The 18,825-nt window shown below is 64.4% G+C and carries 22 protein-coding genes and 2 pseudogenes; 4 read left to right on the forward strand and 20 right to left on the reverse strand.

Going from position 1 to position 18,825, the window contains the following annotated elements; genetic code table 11:
* Positions 1–121: 121 nt before the first annotated feature.
* Entirely contained in the window at positions 122–1,048 is a 927-nt protein-coding gene (locus ACWDKQ_RS22135) for a hypothetical protein (RefSeq protein WP_450140645.1), read from the reverse strand.
* A gap of 481 nt (positions 1,049–1,529) precedes the next feature.
* Between ACWDKQ_RS22135 and ACWDKQ_RS22140 the strand changes: the two genes are divergently transcribed.
* On the forward strand, positions 1,530–1,793 hold the full coding sequence (locus tag ACWDKQ_RS22140) for a GlsB/YeaQ/YmgE family stress response membrane protein (protein WP_450140646.1): 264 nt from the start codon (positions 1,530–1,532) through the stop codon (positions 1,791–1,793).
* Positions 1,794–1,917: 124 nt separating this feature from the next.
* Here ACWDKQ_RS22140 and ACWDKQ_RS22145 read toward each other — a convergent pair whose 3' ends face one another.
* The 15 genes and pseudogenes from ACWDKQ_RS22145 to ACWDKQ_RS22215 form a co-directional block, all read right to left on the reverse strand.
* A complete protein-coding gene (locus tag ACWDKQ_RS22145) occupies positions 1,918–2,241 on the reverse strand; it encodes a gas vesicle protein K (protein ID WP_450140647.1) in 324 nt (107 codons plus the stop codon).
* Entirely contained in the window at positions 2,234–2,470 is a 237-nt protein-coding gene (locus ACWDKQ_RS22150; protein WP_450140648.1) for a gas vesicle protein, read from the reverse strand. The genes ACWDKQ_RS22145 and ACWDKQ_RS22150 overlap by 8 nt, the downstream gene beginning before the upstream one ends.
* Complete coding sequence (locus tag ACWDKQ_RS22155) at positions 2,467–3,249, reverse strand: GvpL/GvpF family gas vesicle protein (RefSeq protein WP_450140649.1); 783 nt, start codon at positions 3,247–3,249, stop codon at positions 2,467–2,469. Before ACWDKQ_RS22155 ends, ACWDKQ_RS22150 begins: the two co-directional genes overlap by 4 nt.
* Entirely contained in the window at positions 3,242–3,715 is a 474-nt protein-coding gene (locus ACWDKQ_RS22160; RefSeq protein ID WP_450140650.1) for a gas vesicle protein, read from the reverse strand. Before ACWDKQ_RS22160 ends, ACWDKQ_RS22155 begins: the two co-directional genes overlap by 8 nt.
* Entirely contained in the window at positions 3,712–4,161 is a 450-nt protein-coding gene (gene gvpO / locus ACWDKQ_RS22165; RefSeq protein ID WP_450140651.1) for a gas vesicle protein GvpO, read from the reverse strand. The genes ACWDKQ_RS22160 and gvpO overlap by 4 nt, the downstream gene beginning before the upstream one ends.
* Before the next feature lie 4 nt (positions 4,162–4,165).
* The gene (locus ACWDKQ_RS22170; RefSeq protein WP_450140652.1) at positions 4,166–4,417 is read right to left on the reverse strand and encodes a gas vesicle protein GvpG; all 252 of its coding nucleotides are present in this window, start codon (positions 4,415–4,417) and stop codon (positions 4,166–4,168) included.
* A 2-nt stretch (positions 4,418–4,419) separates the two neighbouring features.
* Entirely contained in the window at positions 4,420–5,214 is a 795-nt protein-coding gene (locus ACWDKQ_RS22175) for a GvpL/GvpF family gas vesicle protein (RefSeq protein WP_450140653.1), read from the reverse strand.
* Positions 5,211–5,624, reverse strand: coding sequence for a gas vesicle protein GvpJ (gene gvpJ, locus ACWDKQ_RS22180; RefSeq protein ID WP_450140654.1), 414 nt, complete (start codon positions 5,622–5,624; stop codon positions 5,211–5,213). The genes ACWDKQ_RS22175 and gvpJ overlap by 4 nt, the downstream gene beginning before the upstream one ends.
* A 4-nt stretch (positions 5,625–5,628) precedes the next feature.
* The gene (locus tag ACWDKQ_RS22185) at positions 5,629–6,825 is read right to left on the reverse strand and encodes an SRPBCC family protein (RefSeq protein ID WP_450140655.1); all 1,197 of its coding nucleotides are present in this window, start codon (positions 6,823–6,825) and stop codon (positions 5,629–5,631) included.
* Between the two features lie 12 nt (positions 6,826–6,837).
* Complete coding sequence (locus ACWDKQ_RS22190; protein WP_450140656.1) at positions 6,838–7,563, reverse strand: hypothetical protein; 726 nt, start codon at positions 7,561–7,563, stop codon at positions 6,838–6,840.
* Between the two features lie 290 nt (positions 7,564–7,853).
* Positions 7,854–8,207, reverse strand: a complete 354-nt coding sequence (locus ACWDKQ_RS22195; RefSeq protein ID WP_450140657.1) for a hypothetical protein — start codon at positions 8,205–8,207, stop codon at positions 7,854–7,856.
* 1,037 nt (positions 8,208–9,244) lie between these two features.
* Positions 9,245–9,475: a hypothetical protein gene (locus ACWDKQ_RS22200; protein ID WP_450140658.1), complete on the reverse strand. Its 231-nt coding sequence runs from the start codon at positions 9,473–9,475 to the stop codon at positions 9,245–9,247.
* A 1,439-nt stretch (positions 9,476–10,914) separates the two neighbouring features.
* Positions 10,915–11,187: a beta-ketoacyl synthase N-terminal-like domain-containing protein gene (locus ACWDKQ_RS22205; RefSeq protein ID WP_450140659.1), complete on the reverse strand. Its 273-nt coding sequence runs from the start codon at positions 11,185–11,187 to the stop codon at positions 10,915–10,917.
* Positions 11,188–11,306: 119 nt separating this feature from the next.
* Positions 11,307–11,411 (reverse strand): annotated as a pseudogene (locus ACWDKQ_RS22210) (hypothetical protein); the annotation flags it as partial.
* 97 nt (positions 11,412–11,508) lie between these two features.
* On the reverse strand, positions 11,509–12,489 hold the full coding sequence (locus tag ACWDKQ_RS22215) for a patatin-like phospholipase family protein (RefSeq protein ID WP_450140660.1): 981 nt from the start codon (positions 12,487–12,489) through the stop codon (positions 11,509–11,511).
* Between the two features lie 95 nt (positions 12,490–12,584).
* Here ACWDKQ_RS22215 and ACWDKQ_RS22220 point away from each other — a divergent pair, with 95 nt between their 5' ends.
* Complete coding sequence (locus tag ACWDKQ_RS22220; protein ID WP_450140668.1) at positions 12,585–12,998, forward strand: patatin-like phospholipase family protein; 414 nt, start codon at positions 12,585–12,587, stop codon at positions 12,996–12,998.
* Entirely contained in the window at positions 12,908–13,120 is a 213-nt protein-coding gene (locus ACWDKQ_RS22225; RefSeq protein WP_450140661.1) for a hypothetical protein, read from the forward strand. The genes ACWDKQ_RS22220 and ACWDKQ_RS22225 overlap by 91 nt, the downstream gene beginning before the upstream one ends.
* A gap of 109 nt (positions 13,121–13,229) precedes the next feature.
* Here the strand turns inward: ACWDKQ_RS22225 and ACWDKQ_RS22230 are convergent, their stop codons facing one another.
* Together ACWDKQ_RS22230 and ACWDKQ_RS22235 are read right to left on the reverse strand one after the other, a co-directional pair.
* On the reverse strand, positions 13,230–14,597 hold the full coding sequence (locus ACWDKQ_RS22230; RefSeq protein ID WP_450140662.1) for a wax ester/triacylglycerol synthase family O-acyltransferase: 1,368 nt from the start codon (positions 14,595–14,597) through the stop codon (positions 13,230–13,232).
* A 921-nt stretch (positions 14,598–15,518) separates the two neighbouring features.
* Entirely contained in the window at positions 15,519–16,172 is a 654-nt protein-coding gene (locus tag ACWDKQ_RS22235; RefSeq protein WP_450140669.1) for a hypothetical protein, read from the reverse strand.
* A 162-nt stretch (positions 16,173–16,334) separates the two neighbouring features.
* Here ACWDKQ_RS22235 and ACWDKQ_RS22240 point away from each other — a divergent pair, with 162 nt between their 5' ends.
* Positions 16,335–16,643, forward strand: a complete 309-nt coding sequence (locus ACWDKQ_RS22240; protein ID WP_450140663.1) for a hypothetical protein — start codon at positions 16,335–16,337, stop codon at positions 16,641–16,643.
* Positions 16,644–17,721: 1,078 nt separating this feature from the next.
* On the opposite strand, the gene ACWDKQ_RS22245 is transcribed toward ACWDKQ_RS22240, so the two are convergent.
* Together ACWDKQ_RS22245 and ACWDKQ_RS22250 are read right to left on the reverse strand one after the other, a co-directional pair.
* A complete protein-coding gene (locus tag ACWDKQ_RS22245) occupies positions 17,722–18,411 on the reverse strand; it encodes a substrate-binding domain-containing protein (RefSeq protein WP_450140670.1) in 690 nt (229 codons plus the stop codon).
* A 69-nt stretch (positions 18,412–18,480) separates the two neighbouring features.
* A pseudogene (locus tag ACWDKQ_RS22250) lies at positions 18,481–18,654 on the reverse strand (LysR family transcriptional regulator); the annotation flags it as partial.
* Positions 18,655–18,825 lie beyond the last annotated feature (171 nt).

Raw genomic sequence — 18,825 nt, forward strand, 5'->3', positions numbered from 1 at the left:
TCGGCCGTCCACCGAAGGCCCGAGCTGGATGTCCTGGGCCCGCTCAGGAGGAAGGACTCGGCGTGAATGCACGAGCGAAGTCCCGCAACTTGCAGCGCCAAACGCTACGACGCAGCAGCACTCACTGCTTTCGCGGGCGGTCGGTCGTGGACGTGCCGGGCAACCGACCGATCCCGTGCCCCGGTGGGTGCATCGGTTCTGGAGAGCCGCTGGGCTTGACCGGAGATTCGCCAGCGGTGCCCTCGGTCTCCACCGGCCGGTCGTCCTGGGCCCCGCTTGACGGCGTCGCACCCTCTCGCAACTCCTGCAACCGTTTCTCCAAGATCTCCGTCACTTGAACCCGGTTATTGTGCACGCGCTCGTAATCCAGCAACTGCCGAATTGCCTCGGCGTCCAGCGAGCGGATCCGGTGCTGCAAGGAGCCAACCGGTTCGTCGTCGTAGTCTATGAGGGGAAGCTCCTGCGGGGACATCTCTCCTCCTCTGCAGTCTTGCCAGCGGCGCGTGCAGCGCACGTACACCAAACACAGGCGTTCCCCATTCCTGGCAAGAAAATGCTTGGTCCGACCCGCAGGCCTCCTGCGCCCCGATGTGTCGATTGGCGAAACTGCCGCCCGCTTGCGGCTGTACGCAGCCACGTCGATCCGGGCTCGCCGATCTGGAAGACGTTGCAGCAAGAACCGATGCACCGATTGCTCTTCGATCAACCCGAGCGGATGAGCCCGGTGGTCGCCGAGGTGTACCGCGCCTGGTACGACCAACACGGCATACCCGCCGAGCGGCTGCCGTTCGACTGCTTCCTCCTCGTCGAGCCAGCTCGCCGCCCACGACCGGCTGTTCGCCGCAGGAATGTCCGAAGAGGACACGTGTGCCGAAGTCACCGTTACCTGGGCCACCTCGACGTTTCCCGCGTGGCGCGCGCCGTGACCGACGAGGCTTGCACTGATTTCACGGTCGCCGTGCTCGGGGCGTGGCACCATATGTTCCGCGTGGATCCAGGCCCGCAGCGCGCCCCGCTGGTAACCGCCGCCCGCAGATGGGTAGCGCATCGCCTCGGCGAGACCGTCAACACGGCACCGCTGGTGTCAGTCATATGGTGACCGGCGGTCATTCCGATGGGATCCGGCATTCCACTCCGGAAGCCGCCGAGCACTGCGGTCCGCGTTCCGCCCGGCGTCTGGGAGCACCGCCCGCGTCACGGTGCCGCACCGCTGCTCGATCGCGGCACGCACGGCGGTCGGGAGTTCGCCCCAGTCGCGTCGGGTCAATGGGTGCTCACTTCTTCGGCTGCGGTTCGGCTTTGAGGCATCCGTGCAGGATGCACCACGAACACAACCGCAGGACATGACCGCGCAGCTCGACAACCTGTTACACAGAAAAGCTCATTCGCCGACTTCCCCACCGGTTCGTAACATCAGCAGCCCGCACACCCGCCCGCACCCTGAACCGATGCCCACAGCCACTCGCGAATACACCGAGCCAGCCTGGGAAACCCCATAGGCACCGAAAGACCTGAGGAAGGAGAGCGCCATGGGGATTCTTAGCTGGATCCTGTTCGGGTTGGTCGCCGGTGCCATCGCCAAGTTCATCTTGCCCGGCCGTGACCCTGGCGGGATCATCGTGACCATCTTGATCGGCATCGTCGGCGGACTACTCGGAGGCTGGATTTCAACCAACGTGATGGGCGGCGGAGGCGTTAGCGGTTTCAACGTGATGAGCTTCGTATGGGCGATCATCGGCTCGCTCATCCTGCTGCTGATCTATCGGCTGATAATCCACCGCACCCACGCATGAGAGCAGAATATGAAGGACCTCTACTACTACCCACTCCCGCGCAGGTGCCACATCACCAGGGCCACGGCGTAGGCGAGGAAGAAAGCCGCGAGCGAATCGCGATCAAATGGCAGTTCCGTAGTAGTTAGTCATCGCGAGGTAGCAGAGGCCCGAGCGGCCCGAGGTCCAGGTTGAGATCCTCAACGGCGAACCCGAAGCGGTCGCGGAGTTCGGCCATCGCCTCTTCCAGCTTCATCAGAGCCAGGCCCAGCTCTTCCACCTGGTCCTCGTCGAGCCCGCCTGCATCCACCCGGCGCAGTGCCTGCCGTTCCATCAACTGGCGCAGCAGTTCGATGATGGTCAGGACGAGCCGGGCCAGGTCACGTTGGACCGACTCCGCGTCGGTTTCGATGCGGTGCGGCAGTCCCCGTCGCCTCTCGGGTCGGTGGTCACGCGAAGATTCACCCATCGTCGACCTCCTCCCACGAGTCGACGTCGGCCTTGACCTCGTGGATCGAGCTGATGATGGCCCGCAATGACACCCGCACCAAGTCGACACCCGCCAGCGAGATGGTTACGTCGCCGGCCAGCACGACGCCGCCCGCCAACAACCGATCGAGCAGATCGACGAGTGCGATCTCCCGGGAGTCGCGAACTGTGAGCGGGCTGATGTCGCGGCCCGCGCCAATCGCACTCACCGCTGATCCGCACCTTCCACCATCGCGAACGAGTACGGGGCCCACGGCCCGGTCAACTCGATCCGCAGGGCGCTGTCCGCGGCGATGCTTTCCACCGCCGCAATAAACTCATCGGTGCGCGCATCCTCCACCAGGTAGGCGCCGTTGAGAACCATCAACCCCTGATAGTCCGCGAGCTCACGATGCTGCGGCGGATGTACCCGGTTCGCACGAGACAGATCGCTGAGCGCAGCGTGGATCTCCTCGGCTTGCTGCCACGCACCGCGCTCGGCCTCGGCCTGCCCCTTCCGCCGTTCGCGGAGTTTGCCGAGATATGCCTGCCCTGGCCGGTCCTGGGCTTCTCCGGGGCCCGAGGCGGTGGGCTCCCGCTGCTCCTTCCTGCTGACGTCAGCGAACGCCTTCACACCCCACTCGGAATGATCGGAGATAAGCTCCAGGATGTCGGCAAACGCGGGTCCGCGCTCCGCGAGTGCGGCCCGCACGCGGTCATCGTTGTAGTAGACCGTGGCCAAGGCCAGCGGGGCGACAGGCGCAGCGGGGGTGGCGGCCTCGATGACTCGGCTATGTGCCCGGACTGTAGTTTCCAGCCACCCCATGTCTTCCAGGTTCTTGCGCAGGCCTTGTTCGCCGAACTCCGCGGCGTCGACAGTGCTGACAAGTGCGGCAAGGCCACCGGAAGTGACCAGACGGACCTCCGACCCAGCGATTCCCGCCACATGCCCGGAAATGTCCACGCCCGCTCGCAAGATCGCATAGACGTAAGAGAGCGTTTCAGCCACGGTCCTGCTCCTCAGTGCCGCGTTCGCGCACCTCCCGATGAGGTTCGGGGAGCTGCTCGTCCGCACCTTCCTCCAGCGCGGCCTCGGTCGTGCTGCGCCCGGATTCGAGCTCGCGCACCTGTGATCGCAGCAACCGGTTCTCTTCGACCAGGTCACGGTGGCCGGAGGACAGCGTGGGGTCGTGCTCCCACCAGTCGATCCCCATTTCGCGGGCGCGCTCGACGGAGGCGACGACCAGCCGGAGCTTGATCGTGAGCAGTTCGATGTCCAGCAAGTTCACCTGGATGTCACCGGCGATGACGATGCCCTTGTCCAAGACCCGTTCCAGGATGTCGGCAAGATTCGCGGACTGCGGCTGTGTGTGCTGTGTGGACGTCGTTCGCTCGCCGTGCCACGCCGGTGCACGGGCACCGCCTCCCCGCACCGCAGGTGCGGTGGCCCGGTCGCTGCCGTCATAGCCGTTCATCGTTCGTTGCCTCGCCCTCTGGCATAGCGGTCGACCCGGCGGTAAGAAACGAGATCACCGTCATCGTCCAGTTCCGCCTCGTACACGGCCAGAATGTCGGCCGTGTCCGGAACCCGGCGGCTCTCTACCACCTCGACGCCCACGACCCAGCCCGCTTCGGACCGCTCAAGGGACGTCACGCCTTCCGGCTGCCGACCAGTCAGCTCTTGCACTTGGCGTACGGCCAGCCGGGCCACCTGGGCCGCTTTCAGTGGATGCCGTGCTTGCGCCCGGCCTTTGTCATCGTCGCTGTCGTGTTCCGGGCGCGCCCGCTCCGGCTTCCGGCCCGGCTCCGGGCTGCTCTTGGTTGTCGGCGTCCTGGATCCCGTCTCCCGCGGGGGGTCGCGTCGGCGGCGCTGCTCCGACGGCTCGCGATCTCCTGCTCCCTCGCGCCGCGCCGTAGCCACTAGGTCACATCCCCTCTCCTCGACGTCGCCGCTGCGCCTCGAACAGCCTGCTCAGCAAGTCCTCGTGTAACCGGTCACGTTCCGAGTCGGACAGCTCACCGGCCGCGTAGGCGTCGTCTACGTCCGCAATCTGGCGCTGGATGAGCGCGGGGTCGTAATACCGCTGCTCCGCGTGCTGCTTCACCTGTTCGGCAACCCACACGGCACCCCGTACTGGTGCCAGGGGCAGGGTGAGAAGCCCGGTGATGAGTCCCATGTTCAGGCCCCCGGCAAGAAGTCGTAGGGCGCGAGCGGACCGATCAAGCGCAGGTCGATCCGTCCCGCCCAGCGCGTCCCCAGTTCGTCCACGGCTTGCTCGAACTGCGGGATCTGCTCGCGGTCGACTAGTAATGTGACGTGCACGGCATCGTCTTCGGCTGCGACCGCATGTGAAAGTGAAGCAGCGGAGATCGGTTCGAGCGAGGCCATCAGCGTCTCCGCATCGGATTCGCGTTTCTGGTCGACGGCGTTGCTGACCAGTTCACCCAGCCGCAAGCGCTCTGCGTAGCCCGCGTCTTCCGGCAGCCCGCTGAGATCTTCGCGGAGCTGTCGAATCTCGGGCACTTCATCCACGATCTCGCGCAGGTGCGCACTTTCCGCGTATCTGCCCCGAACGGTGAACTGAACGAGTCCTTCGAGTTCGGTGAGCATTGCCTCGAAGTGGTCGTGATGGGGGTCCAGCAACTCCTCGACGACCGCTTTCTCAGTTGTCACGACCGAACCAAAACGCATCGGTATCACGGTAGTTTCGGCGGCAAGGGTGTCGAGGACACGCTCATGCGCAAGCAGGTCCTCACGAGTGCCGAGCGGTCGAACCAGCCGCACCTCGCTGATCAACGCGGAGAGTTCGCCGCACGAGGCCAGCATCACCTTGGCCTCGTCGTCCCCGATGGAGGGAAGCTCGTCCGGCAGCTCTTCCCGGCGACCGATGATTCCGTAGATGTACACGGCTTTCTCGACGTCGCCTTCTGGCTTGGTCTGGACACCCTCGGCGCGCCTCGCGTGCGTGCTCATCGTTCATGCCCCCGACTCCGCGGTTCCCTGCGCTTGACAGGCTGCTTCTCCGCCTGATCGCCGCTCCGGAATTCGTCGAACTTGCCCTTTGCAGCGTCGATCGCTCCTTTGGTCTTGCCTTCGACGCTGTTCTGCGTCATTCCCTCCACCAGCTCCGGGAGATCCTTGCCGCCTTTCTGCTCCAGGTCCAGTCTGTTCGTCGCCTCAGCGAACCGCAGGTAGGTGTCCACACTGGCCACTACAACCCGCGCATCGACGGTGGCGACTTCGATTCCCACCAGGGAAACCCGGACGAAGACATCGATGACGAGTCCCTTGTCCAGGATAAGTTCGACAACTTCCGCCAAGTCGCCCGACGATCCGCGCTGCACCGGCGACCCGCCGCCCCCTTGCATGCTCGCGACGGTCATGTGATCACCTTCTCCGGCTGGACGTCACCGCTTCGCGGCGACCTCGGCCGTGCTGGTCTTCGTCTTCGCGGCTTTCGTCTTCGTCGTACTCCTCCTCGCCTTCACCCGCGTACTCCTCGGCTTCCGACTCTTCGCCGTAGTCGGTCTCCCTCTCGTCCTCTTCGTCGCCGTATCCGCCCTCCTCTTCCTCTCCCTCCTGTTCTTCTTCTCCGTATTCCTCGGCTTCTTCCCCTTCGTCGCCGTACTCGCCCTCCTCGCCGCCTTCCTCGGCTTCGCCGTACTCGCCCTGGCCCTCTTGCGGCTCTTCCTCAGGGCCGTACTCCGCTTCTTCCTCTTCGCGCAACGCGTCTTCGTGTGTCTTAACGACCTCACGATCGCGGATCTCGCCACGCCAACCTTCGACCGCGTCCTGCTCCAAGATCGTCCGCGTCATCAGGTGCCGCTTGATGTACTTGAAGTCAGCACGAACACGGCGCCCCTGCGCGCGCCACATGTACGCAGTCTTCTCGAAGAACCCTTGCGGGTAGTACTCGATGACGAGCAGGATTCTGGTCATGTCCGGCGCTAGCTCGTGGAAGGTGACGGAGCCGTCAACTGTCCCCTTCGCGCCTGTTGAAGTCCACACGATACGTTCGTCTGGAACCTGTTCGACGATGGTGGCTTGCCAGCTCCGCTTCGAGAGAAAGATCTGCGCCTGCCAGTTGACCTTTTCGTCGGACTCCTGATCCACGCTAAGGACTTTCTTCGTCATGCTCGGGAAATCCTCGAATCTGGTCCACTGGTCGTACACGACGCGAATCGGCAGCCCAACATCATTGTGCTCGATGATGTTGACCACCTTGGACTTACCTTTCTTCCCCCCTTTTCCGCCGCCCGCGCCCAATGCACCTTTGACCTTTTCCTTGATACCCGCCAGACCGGCCTTCATCGCCGACTTCACCGGGGATCCCCCTTCTGCCAGCTCCTTGGTGCCCGTGACCGCTGCCATCAGTCCGGCACCACCGTGTTCCGCCGATTCGGTCAACCGTTGCGCCATTTCTTCGGCCTTGTCGCCGACGAAACCGGCTGCACGCTCCCCGGCCGACATCAGTAGCGCCTTGGCGCCAGCCTTCAATGGCTCGAGTGGCAGTTGTCCCAGTTCTCCCAACAAGCCGCGCGATCTGGATTCGCGATTCTCGCTGGACGGTTGCGCCATGGTCATCACCCAGTCCGCTCAAGACGTCTTCCTAGGAGCAGACGGCTTGGGCCTGGGGGGCGCCGCCTGCTTGCGCCGACGCTGCCCCGCCGAACCGCTACTCCGGCTCCCTGCCCGGTCGCTGGAACCACTGGAGGACTCGGCCGTCTTACCCCTCGTGCGGGCTTGCGACGTCCTCGCGGTTTCCTTCTCCTCGGTGGCAGACCTCGCCGCACGACCGCTCAAGGGTTTGGGGTGTTCGGGCGTGCGGGTGCGTTCCGTTCTGCTTTCCGAGGCCTGCTCCGCAGTCTCTTCCCCTTCGTCTCCCCCGGACTCGGCCTCGGCCTCGTCCGCTGCGGGAGTCCCTTCCAAGCTCGCCCTCCGCCGGATTGCCGTCTTGCTGAGGCTGGTCACTTCTTTCCCGGCGTTCGAAAGCTGCTCTCCGGCCCCTTCGACGTTGACGGTACGCAAACCGGCGGCACGTTTCGTCAGATTGTCACCAAGCGATTCGATCTTGCTCGTTGCTGCCGCCAGCACTGCTGATTTGGCCGCATCCAACAATCGTTCTCGCGCCTCTCCCGTAAGCTTCTGCACCTCTGGAGACGCTCCCAGCAGCTTGCCACCCCTGGCCAGCAGTTCCTTGGGGTCCGCGAAACGTCGTCCCGCCAACATCCCCGCGGCTGTGATCGCGAACTTCATCTTGCGACTACGCCCGAGGGCATAACCGACTGCCACTGCCAGCACGATTTGAGGTCCAGATTTCATGATCAGCTCCCTGCCCGAACAGCCGGGCGGGCCTGTGGCCCGCAGTCACGATCAACTCACGCAACCGAGTGCAGCCGGGATTCGGCGCTGTCGACCTTGCATATCGACCAAGCGTCGAAGCCCCATAAGCCGACTACCACGACCGTCTCGATAGGCTACCCGCCCACTGGCCACCGGACACCCCCACCGAAGTTCGATTTTGTGATCGATTCTGCGTTTGAAATACATCAACCTTGCCATCGCGGCTGTCCCTCACGATGGAATATCGTTGCCCGTATTCGGAATCGAGATTACCGGACCACGCCGGCCTCCCGGAGTTCCTCGTCCACGATCCAACTCACCCAGTCTCGTAGCAGCGATGAAGGTTCCGAGGTGTAGTGCTCGTGTAGATCCCGGCGATGCGCCTGCTCACCGCCCACCTCCGCGGATTCTTCATCCGGTGGTCCTGAACATATGGTCAAACCGACCAGTGCGCTCAGCAAGCCTCGGCCAGCTGCGAGCGTCGCCAAAGTGCTCCGCGTCAGCGGTTCGGGTTTAAGGCCGCCCAGCAGCAACGCATCACCGATGTCGGTGGCCACGCGACTTACTACGGCCAGTCGCAACGGATTCGGGCTGGGAGCGAAGACCAGAGCCAGTCCCGACACAACGTCTCGGGCGCCGATGGCTCGGCACAGCACAGCCGTGCCTGGGGAAGTTTTTCCCGCCGCGTTGGTCAGTCCGCACGGAACGGCCAGCGTTTCTGGACGAACAACGATGGTCGCACCAAATGCGGCCGTACCGATACCGAGCAGGCGAGGGAACCACGTCATGGCGCCGCCTCCCTTCTCCGAGATGCGGATGCCGTTGTCAAACAGATACTTGATCAGTGGAGCACCTCACAAGCCCGCTCCACCGGGCACACGAACACCGTGCCCACCGACCAGTATGCGCTTGGCGGTGGCAAGACGAAGATGTCAAAGTCCGCTCGGCTCCCCCTGCTGGCCGAGACCTTCCGGCACCCGTTTTAGATGGCCATGGCTCGGTACCGGGTCAGTGTTGGGCTCCCTTCTTCGCTGCCTTCCTAGGTTTTGCCTTGGGTGCCTCGCGTGCGGCCCGGATAGCACCCTCTGGCGGAACGCCTGTCTCGTCGGTGCTCTCGCCTAGCGACACAGCTCCTTGCACTGAAGGGCCTTCGCCAGCCGGCTGCTCGGCTTCGCTCGTTTCGGGCGCGACCGAGCGAGTCATGCGGTAGGCAGCGTAGGCAGCACCGGCGCCAGCCATAGCGCCTACAGCGGTTAGACCTACGCGCTGAAGTTGTAGCTTTCTTTGATTCGAGGCTGCCCATCGGCGGGCAGGCATGCTGCTCAGTTTCTTGCGCGCCAGCAGGCGCGCGAGACGCAAGGCGGCTTTCCCCATGCGCCATCGGCCGAGCAGGTAGCCGATGAAAGCCGCCAGGTACACCTTGATCCGGACCAACATGACGACCCCTCCCGATGCCGAGATCGCGGTATGCACGCCACCATCCGACCACTTGAAAACTAAGCCCGTTTCCCATCGTTCACCGCGTTCCGTCGGACTTCCCGACAAAGTCAGTCGATGAAGGTTCAAGAGCTGATGGCAGCGATGACGATGGCCTGCGCTGTGAAAGCGACGGCGATGTGCGGGTCACGTAGCTCTGAATCACCCCACAATCACCGTAAAATCATATTTCCTCAGTACGTCGCAGTCGCATCATCCTGATCACCGCAACGACCACCACGAACAACAAGAGCACCACGAACAACACTGGCCCCAGCAGGAGGACGAGGGCAAGGCCAAGGACCAGGAAAACCTTGACCCTGACGCTCAGTCCGGCGACCGCGGCTTTCGCCGCCGGCCACAATGGGTGCTTCCCCCTGAGGGCAGCCGAAACCCCCGCCAGGCCAGATTGCACGCTCGGCGAACTGCTCGCTGAGTCGGCTAGCTTGTCCAACCAGGCAGGAACTTTTCGGTGTAGCACCTCGGAACCCTTGACCAGCAGATCACGGGCGATCCGCCCAGCGGCCTCCCACAGCCATCCGGCCAATCGAGCCGCAAATTTCCGAGGCCTGGCCCCGACCTTACCCAGCGAAGCCATGCGTCGAGACTACCCCACGAGTGGCTGTCGATAACCGATCCAGTGCCCAACTCTCCGGTGCGGCGACGGGCACAAGGTTCACGCCACGTGGTTTCAACCGCACGGTCTGGGGAACACCGAGCTCGACAGCTCGGACATCGCCGAGGTCGAGTTCCCTCCGCCATTGCGCGGACGCGACCTCCGGCAATGTGATCAACGCCGGAGGCTGCGATGGCTCGGATCAAGGTGTTTCTGGCGACCGTCATCGGTTACGTGCAGAAGTGGTTAATGAAGCTTGAGCTGCGAAAGACCGCCCGCAAGGTGAGCCGGACGCTTCGGCGGCTCAGCCCTGGTTCGCTCGTCCACAACCTGGGTGGGAAGTCGCGGCACGTCCCGGTAGTCCGAGAACGGACCCAGCCCGACTTGAAGCGCGCTGGTCGGACCATTTCCGACGCAGCCACGAACGTGCCTAAGTCCCGCACTGGACAAGTAAAGGAAAAAAACGGCGAATCCGGTAGCGAGGGACGGCTCGGACGGCTTCGCACAGGCGTGACCCGCAGGATCGGGATGGTCTTGTCTGCAACAGGCGGCGTATTTACCCGGGCCGGTGAGAGGCTGAAGAGCTCCTACGAGAGCGCTCGAACACCGACGGATGCTGACATGGTCCCGCGAGCCAAAGGTGCTGCCAAGGAAGGCCGCCCTGCGCGCGGAGTCGACCGGAGCACATCCACGTCCGGGCCGCGTACCACGAAGACACGTACCAAGCACACTCCGGAAGAAACCGGTTCCCACGACGCGATAGCGCGCGGAGCAGGAGAGGGCGGCAAACCGGTTCGCAAGGCGCGCGGCCCAATGCGGGCACCACACCCACCCGCATCCGGCAAGAGGAGCACTCACCACCACGAGTAGCCCCGCCTAGCAGGTAATCGTACGGTGCGCAGGCGTGCGCATGGGTAGGGAACGGCGGTTGCCGCGGAGGCCGAATAGACCGACGCTCTCAAGGAAACCACAACGATCGCCGTCGCAGCGGTAAGCCCGGCGTGCGGTGGTCGCGTGCCGCCATTGCCCGACCAGGCGCACGACCAGTCGTTCCGCCTGATCGCGCAGCTCATCGTAGGGCAGGTCAGCCGCCCCGTGGACCTCCAGGGCGTGAGGCGTACGCGTCGTGCGGTTCGCTCATCGCGCTGCCACCTCCAGTACACGGGTCCACTGGCGCCGGTCGCCGACGGTGCGCAGCCGGTCGAGCACCTCGGGACCCAGCTCGTGGCCGGTCCCGCTTATTTGAGTTCGATGAGCAGTTGCAGCTTCGCGAGCGAGCCGATGCCGATGTCGGCGAGCACGGAGTCGGTGCGGTAGCGGTGAGCGATCTCGGTCATGGCAGGATCGGCCGAGGAGCTACCCGTCTGCACGGCCTGGTGCACCGCCACCAACGACGACGAGCAGGCCGTGCCCACCGTGACGCTGGGCCCGCGCAGGTCGAAAAGGTGCGACGGCCGGGCGGGGAGCAACGACCGGACGTTTTGAACTGCGCGGCGGTCGCCGGGCTCCAACCCTTGCCGGAAGGCGTTCTCCGGGGTACTCCGCGCGGGAACTGCCGACGAAGGCCCCCGTCCGGCTGCCCTGCGTCCTCCAGCGCCTCCCAGGGCGTCATCAGCAACAGCCGCTGCGGATCGGTTCGACCGCCTCGGCGGCGGACATGCCGAAGAAACTCGGCGGCGAGGTCCGCCACGCCGTCCACGTAACCGCCGAGCCGGGCGGCGATCTTGCCCCGCATCTGCCCGGCGCGTACACGGCGTCCGCGTCGTAGCGCACCAAAGTCCCTGCGCGGAGCGTGGGTTCGTCCTGGTGCTGACGTCAGTTCAGCCTCAGCCTCAGCCGCGGACTGGTACTGGTGTTGTCTCGTCCCGGTTGGCGAGGAATTCGTCGACTGCTTCTCTGCCTTTGCGGATCAGCGCGCATCGTTTGGCTTCGGGGATGTCGAATTCGGTGATGCCCGCCTCCGAAGTGTTGATGGTGATCGTGCGATCGCGGACTTCGGGCCGGTTGAGGTGGGACTGGTCGTGGCCGACGAACGCAGTGACGAGGACCTTCTTGAGCAGCTCGAGCGGGGGAAGCAGCGGCAGCCCGAGCATGGGGAAGACATCATCGATCCCGGCGGGCAGGTCTGGGAGCAGGCGAACACCGAAGGTGGGCCAGCGGGCCGGTTCGCCGTCGGTGCGGTCGAAGATCTCAACTGCGAAGTTGGACAGGACTGCGCCGTCGACGATGAGCGATTCCTCTCCGGTGACGGGATCGGTGAGCCTCTGGGGCTCGAAGATCAGCGGAAGCGACATCGACATCCGCACCGCGTCCGCGATCGATTGCTCGTCGGGATCGCGGTGCACGAGATGGTAGTCCCATGGCAGGCGGAGAAGCCGGCCATGGGTGACGTCGGTGGCCAGCACGACGAGCTTGTAGCGTTGCCCCGCGGGCAGGTCGGTGCCTTGGTCGCTGTCGCAGCGTAGGTCGCCGAACGTCGAGGCTCCGAGGGCTTGAAGTTCATGGTCCAGCCAGTCCCGGAAGTAGTCGCCGACGTAGGCGCCGCTTCGGGTGAGCAGACCGAGCCCCTCGCTGATCAGCGGCAAGGCGGGTTGTGCTCGGTCGGGTATCCGGGAGAGATCCAGGCGGCCCAGGCAGTTGCGGAGCCGTGCGGCGCCAGCGCCGGCGGCCGCGAGCGCGCCAACCATGGCACCGACTGATGTCCCGGCGATGCGGGGGAAGCGGTAGCCGTATTCGAGCAGCCGGATGACGGCTGCGGCGGTGGCGAGGCCTTTGACCCCCCCTCCTTCGAGCACCAGGTCCGCCTGCGGCACGACCAAACCTCCTGTTCACCCGGCTTCCGGTACTGCCCGCCTTTAGATCCTGCAGGCAACCCGCACAGGCTGCTCCGTGGCTGGCTGCGGAAACCCTGAACGGGTGGTGCCGCCCAAAGGCGCTTTCGCCCTGCTTCGCGAGGTGGCGAAGCGGATATGCCTGTAGTGATGGCCGAACGGATCGCTTTCGTCTTGGCGGGGGCGGCGCTCGGGGAATTTACGAGGCCGGTGCGCTGTCGATCCGGATGCCAGCGCTGGAACGACTGGGGCAGCGCCCGTCGATGTTCGTCGGCACGAGCGTGGGCGCCATCAACGCCGCCTACCTGGCGGCATCGCAGCACCCCAGCGCGGCGGAGGCGACCGGGGGATTGCACGCGCGAGTCAAAGCTCGCCTGGACCCCATTCGCTGGCACACCAGGTGCTGCACCAACTCCTTGGCGGGGACAGCCCCGCCCACGGCGAACTTCTCAGCTACCTCCTCTTCGACCACGAGTTCCTGGAAGAACTGATCGCGCAAGGCAGGAACGACGCGCGCTGGCGGCTCGAACAAGACACCGACTTCGACCATCCATGGCAGATCGGGCCGCTGCCCGCATTCACCCTGAACGTCGCTGATAACCAAGAGCGCTGACCATCAAGAAACCAGCAGCAAGCACGGTGCTGAGCTGACAGGGCTTGAGTCAGTGCTTGAAATCCCGTAGCGGCCGAGGCAAAGAGCCGAGATCTTGCCACCACACCGCTCAGGAGTCGAGGTCAGCGAGTTCGGCGACCGCGTGGGGCAGGGCTTCGCTGAGCTTTTCCAGGTCGCCGACCGCGCGCCGGTTGGCCTGCACGCCGATGTGAACGATGTCGCGGTACGGGGTGACGCCGATGGAAAGAGCGTGACCAGCCGCTAGCGGCGCGAGGGGATAGAGCTCTCGAAGCGAGGCATTGCCCAGCGACACCGCAACGTCGGGCAGAGGGACGCTAGTGATCACGGTGTCGAACAGCAGACCAGCGGCTTGGCCGGCCACTGGGGCGGCGAACAGGTGCGCGATCGACGGCATGCGGCCGGCGAGCACTGGGAAGGCACCGGGTCCACGCAGCGGACCCGAGCTCTTGTTGCGGTCCATTGCGGCCCGGACAGTCTGCAGCCGGATAGCAGGGTCCGGCTCGCCCACAGGCAGATCGCACAGGTATCCCGACAGCTGGTTGTTGTCGGTGCGGGACTTTCCTCGTCTTCGGTGGTTGACCGGGATCAGCGCCCGCACGGTGCGGCTTTCAAGGGGATATCCGCGGGTGTCCAACCACCGCCGCAGCGCGCCGGTGACCACCGCGAGCGCGATGTCGTTGGTCGTGCCGCCGTGACAGGCGCGGATCCGGCGGATGTCTCGTTGTTCGATGGGGATCAGCGCAACGCGTCGTGGTGCTGACGCACGAGCGCGCAGCGGAGAGTCCAACACGGGCAGTCGCATGTTGCGCACCACGGAGGAAGCGATCTCGACGGTCTGCAGCACGGTCGCCGGGAGTCCACCTGCGGCCGACAGCGCGTCGCCGAGCAATCGACTCGGCCGGGAGATACTTCCTACCGCGCGCAAAGCAGTGTCAAGCAAGGGATCCGCGGGTAGGGGTGTGTGTTGCGGCGCCCGGTCTGGGGTGAATCCGTCCAGCAGTCCGAGTCCTGTTTCGACGGCTCCGCGGCCATCCGCCAGGGCATGGTGCAGTTTCATCAGAACCGCGAACCGGTCGCCGTCCAGGCCCGTGATCACGTGCAGTTCCCACAGCGGCCGATTCAAGTCCAGCGGCGCGGCGTTGAGCTCAGCGACGAGTACAGCGAGCTCTCCACGACCGCCCGGTGACGGTAGCTGGTGGGCGTAGACGTGGTTCTGGGCACGGAAATCCGGAAGCTCTTCCCAGCGGGCGTATCCGAGAGGGATCGAAGACCTGCGGACCCGCAGCCGCAACCGCGAGATCTGCTGTGCCCGCCCCGCGAGCACCCCAGCCACCTTCTCCGGCCGCACCGGACGTCGCGGGGCGAACACTGCGACCGCGCCGAGGTGCATCGGCGCCGTATCTCGCTCCAGGCACAAAAACGCCCAGTCCAGCGCACTGACCTCACCCGTTGTCATCATTCTTCCTCACTACCGGAGACCAGCTCGATATCCGGACATCGCGCATTCCGGTCCGCCACCATTTCGGAAACGACCGACAACTTTTTTCACGAGCAGTACTCACGAATCCAAACAACCAAGCTCGGACACCTGCGCACGGCGATCTGGTTCCCCAACTCGTACAGCTGCTCGCATTCCCGACTCGCGCAGCAGACGTTCTCCCATCACGCGCAAACTTCGGGCCACGACACAGCGGGCTCGTGCCCGTCGGCGAGATCGACCCGACCGGTTTACAGTCGGCAAGGTCTCCATTGCGTTACACCCGAACAGGCGTCACCGACCCGGTAGACTTTGCGCGCACGAATCATCACCACACCCTTCTCGCAGCAGCCCTGCACATATCACCGCTCGCACTCCCCAGCGACGCACCCTGAACAACCTCGAACGCTATCGACCACGGCGACGCGACGCCACGAATATCCGAGGAGATACTTCCGAAGTTTCGAGCGGCCTCACCTTAGCGCGCCCGGCGTTGAACGCAACTGGCCCAGGAAAGATCCATTCGTGACAGTCGGGCAGTGATCGCTTCCCTGCGTCCCGAGACGCTTCGTGGCTCACCCATACGAATGCCAGAGGCAGCACACGAAATTCCCCCGAACGGTTTCGATGACACTACGCACTTTCTCGGCATAGCCGCTTTAGCCTGGCATGCCACGGTCGAACATCGCCGCTGCCCGCATCCGCCGCTCCCGCAGCCCTCAAAATCGCGGCGGCAGCTGCTTTCTTGCTGCTGCGATACGAGATTTGCGGTGGCGGCCTGCTGATCGGGAAGATTCTGGCACGCCGCGATTGTCCTGCCAGGCAAGGAATCACCCGTAGCGACTCACCTATCATCGAAAGATCTTTAGGTGCTGCCCGCAGATGGAACGTGAGAAGATTTCAATCGTGGCCAAACGCGTCAACGATCGTCCGGCGATGTTTGTGACGGTTCTCGTAGCTGACCAGCTCCTCTTGCTCCTCGCCGGACAATGCCCGCGCACGCGGCAGAATCTCGTCCAGCTTCATTTCGTCGTAACCGGGCCAGGGCTCGTTCTCACACAGCTCGTCGATGCGCGCGACGACCCTCGCACGCGCCTGGCTACGCGTCTCGTAGCCGCGGACCTCTCGCAGCTCGCGCTGGGACAACCGCGACAACTTCTGGACGATCTCGCCCGCCGTGAGCCTGTCGTAGTGGTAAATCGGGAGCTGTTCCTCGCTGACGAACGCTCCAACAACCGCCCCTTCGACCGCGGCAATGCCCGGAATACGGCGCGCGGCCTGGCCAACCACACGGCCCCATCCTCCGAGCCCCTGCCGCGCCTCACCCAGAAACACTTCCCCGCGTCCTGCTAGCTCGCCGTAGGCGCCCCCCAGGCGGTGCCTTACCTGCTCACGCTCCTGCCACACGCGTTCCACCCGGCTGGGGGCATCACGTAGCGCCTCCACCACCCACACCGTCGCCCCAACGGCGGCGTACAGCGACCGCTGAGTTTCATGAACCAGACCCATCACGCCCCCTTTCAACGTCATCCTGCACAGACCGGTGCAGAACACTTCGAACAACCAGAGAGTTCCCGGACGACGAAGCCTCAATGCTTCGTTGCAGGGTCGCTGTTGCCGCCCGTGGTGGTGATCTCGGTGGCCGCACTGGTTGCCGTGTAGCGGCCGAGCTCGACGGCACGCGGTGAGCGCCCGCCGTACGGCGAGTTCGGCCGTGTGCTGGCCGTCGATGGCGGTCGTCTTCGTCGTCGACAGCCAGGACGACGACGATGCAATCGTCTTACGCCCCCGAACACGGTCAAGGTCAAGGTCAAGGTCAAGGTCAAGGTCAAGGTCAAGGTCAAGGTCAAGGTCAAGGTCAAGGTCAAGGTCAAGGTCAAGGTCAAGGTCACCAGGACGCAGAAAACAGGAGCGTCTCTCGCGACGGCAGTTGACCTTGCCTGGTCCAGGAAATTCACAGCCGTGCTACCGGCCGTGCACATGACGGAGCCCCGATCGCATCGATCGGGGCTCCCAAAATTCTAGGCACAATTCAAGCTACCGGCGATCCTGCGTATCGCCTCCCGTAACTCGGTCACCCGGGGCACACCAAGCGATGGAACTTTGTCCGCCGCCTACCAGCCTATCTGGCCCAAATACCGTGTAGGGGCCGCGCCAACTCGCGCAAAACGCCACCGCGCGAAATCTTTCCCCTGGATATTCGGCACGAAAACAATTGGAACCTGATCCCTCTTGATTTCCACTCACAACCGGTCCCGACGAGCAGGAACCGGCTCGCGGGCCAACTCCTGTCGCCCCTTCGGCCGCGCTGGTTCCTGCGAGCGCCACCGAGATCATCCCTGCGATCATCACAGCAGTAATCACACGCTGTCGCACCATCCTGAGCCCTCTCAAGTAGACAGTCGGGGGACAAATGGAAGAGTAGACGCCCGACGCCCCATTCCGCTCGGGAAAACATCTTTGATTCACCAAATCGGGGCCAATGTCCACCATCAGGGGAGGCATGACGCACGAGAAGCAAAGCCTAAAGGCGGATTGCTTCCCTCGTACCAGGAAAGCATATTCCATAGCGATGAATGCACCTGCGCCGCGAACCGGCAGCGGGTCGTCGACTCCGCCGAGCGGGGGCCTGAATGGTGCAGTTCGACAGCGGTGAGCCGACCCTGAACCCGGCCATGCCGACGCTGATCAACCATGCGCAATGTGGAGAGTGAACGCCGGACGAACCCGGCCGGGGTTGGCCGGACAGCCGCCGATGACCTTGCCGGGGCTTCCGGCACCTGTAGTCATTGTGCAGTCGACAGCGCGCTAGCCTTGATCACGCAGGGTGCACAAGCCGTGAAGAGGCAGCCGCCGCCACGTTTGAACGCCAGCGCGGATCTATCGGCGGCGATTTCGGGTGAGGGCACGGTGCCCCGCACCGCATCAACCACCAGGCTGGGCAAGGATGCCTCGGCGAGCACAAACGTTAGCCGCGTCTGCCGCGTCTGCCGCGTCGTGCGGGACGGCCCTCATGACCAGCGTCCGGCTGGTGTTGGTGTGCTCGGAAGACAAGTTGTTGGCCCGGAACAGCTTCCTGCTCGCCCTGGGGCTTAGCCGGGTCTCAGCGTGCCCAGTCTGGGGTCCATACGTCATCGCAGGCTGTCGCCTGGTATCTGGTCCGGAGGTACTCGAGGAAGTCCGCGAGGACGGGGTGCGGGTTGTCCGCTCGCCAGATCACGGAGAGTGGGTAGACCGGGGTCGGGTTGACGACGGGGATGCGGCGGAGATCGTAGCTTTCCGGCCAGAGGTATCGCGAGCCTTCGCCGACGAAGGTGGCCAGCCGGGTTGAGTCCGCGATTTCGGCGAGGAGCGCCTCGATGCCGAACATCGGCCCGATCGTGTCGATGGTGAGCCCGAACGCCTTCGCCAGATCGTCGTAGTAGCCCATCGGCTCGGGGTCGGACATGCCGGGCATCCAGATGGGGTGCTCGGCGAGTTCGGCCAACGCCACGCTCTTGGCGTTCGCCAACGGGTGCTGTGGGCCGACCAGCAGTTGGTGCCGGTCGTCGATGACGCGTGCAGACCGGAGTCCGCTCGGGACTTTGCGGGCGGAGTCTCGTAGTGATCTGAAGGTGGCATCGAGGGTGCCGGCACTGATCTCGGCCAGCGCCGACGCGGCGTCAGCATTGGTCAGGGCGACGACGTCGAGTTCGATGCCGGGACGTTGCTGGTAGAAGGCGCGCAGGATGGTGGAGGGTGCGACCCTGCGGCTGATGACGTCGATCCGAAGGGCCCTGCGCCCTGGAGTCACGGCCGCCGTGACTCCTTCGGCGGCGCGGAGAAGTTCGCGTGCGTGGGGTAGCAGTGCTTGCCCGTCAACGGTAAGCCGGACGCCCCTGGATGTCCGAGCGAAGAGCTGTACGCCGAGTTCCCGCTCCAGGGTGGCGACTCGTCTCGATGCTCCCTGCTGGGTGATTCCCAGATCGTCGGCAGCGGCTTGGAATTGACCGGTCTCAGCAACGGCAACGAAGGTACGAACCGCATAGAGATCCATTGGTAGTCAGGGGCGCGGTGTCCCGAAGGACCCGGTTCCCCATCCCCCTTTCAATCCGTACGTGCGGTTTTCCCGTATACGGCTTACCGATGATCTTCTTGACATGGTTACGCCGCCTTCGGATAACGGATAGTGCCACGAAGCTGATGCAAGCCATGTCCATTGAACCAC

The organism is Saccharopolyspora sp. NPDC000995 (assembly GCF_053599315.1).

Bases quoted from the DNA above. Each gene is read 5' to 3' on its own strand.
- ACWDKQ_RS22135 (WP_450140645.1), bottom strand. From the start codon at position 1,048: ATGCGCTACCCATCTGCGGGCGGCGGTTACCAGCGGGGCGCGCTGCGG.
- ACWDKQ_RS22140 (WP_450140646.1), top strand. From the start codon at position 1,530: ATGGGGATTCTTAGCTGGATCCTGTTCGGGTTGGTCGCCGGTGCCATC.
- ACWDKQ_RS22145 (WP_450140647.1), bottom strand. From the start codon at position 2,241: ATGGGTGAATCTTCGCGTGACCACCGACCCGAGAGGCGACGGGGACTG.
- ACWDKQ_RS22160 (WP_450140650.1), bottom strand. From the start codon at position 3,715: ATGAACGGCTATGACGGCAGCGACCGGGCCACCGCACCTGCGGTGCGG.
- ACWDKQ_RS22170 (WP_450140652.1), bottom strand. From the start codon at position 4,417: ATGGGACTCATCACCGGGCTTCTCACCCTGCCCCTGGCACCAGTACGG.
- ACWDKQ_RS22175 (WP_450140653.1), bottom strand. From the start codon at position 5,214: ATGAGCACGCACGCGAGGCGCGCCGAGGGTGTCCAGACCAAGCCAGAA.
- gvpJ (WP_450140654.1), bottom strand. From the start codon at position 5,624: ATGACCGTCGCGAGCATGCAAGGGGGCGGCGGGTCGCCGGTGCAGCGC.
- ACWDKQ_RS22185 (WP_450140655.1), bottom strand. From the start codon at position 6,825: ATGACCATGGCGCAACCGTCCAGCGAGAATCGCGAATCCAGATCGCGC.
- ACWDKQ_RS22190 (WP_450140656.1), bottom strand. From the start codon at position 7,563: ATGAAATCTGGACCTCAAATCGTGCTGGCAGTGGCAGTCGGTTATGCC.
- ACWDKQ_RS22230 (WP_450140662.1), bottom strand. From the start codon at position 14,597: ATGACAACGGGTGAGGTCAGTGCGCTGGACTGGGCGTTTTTGTGCCTG.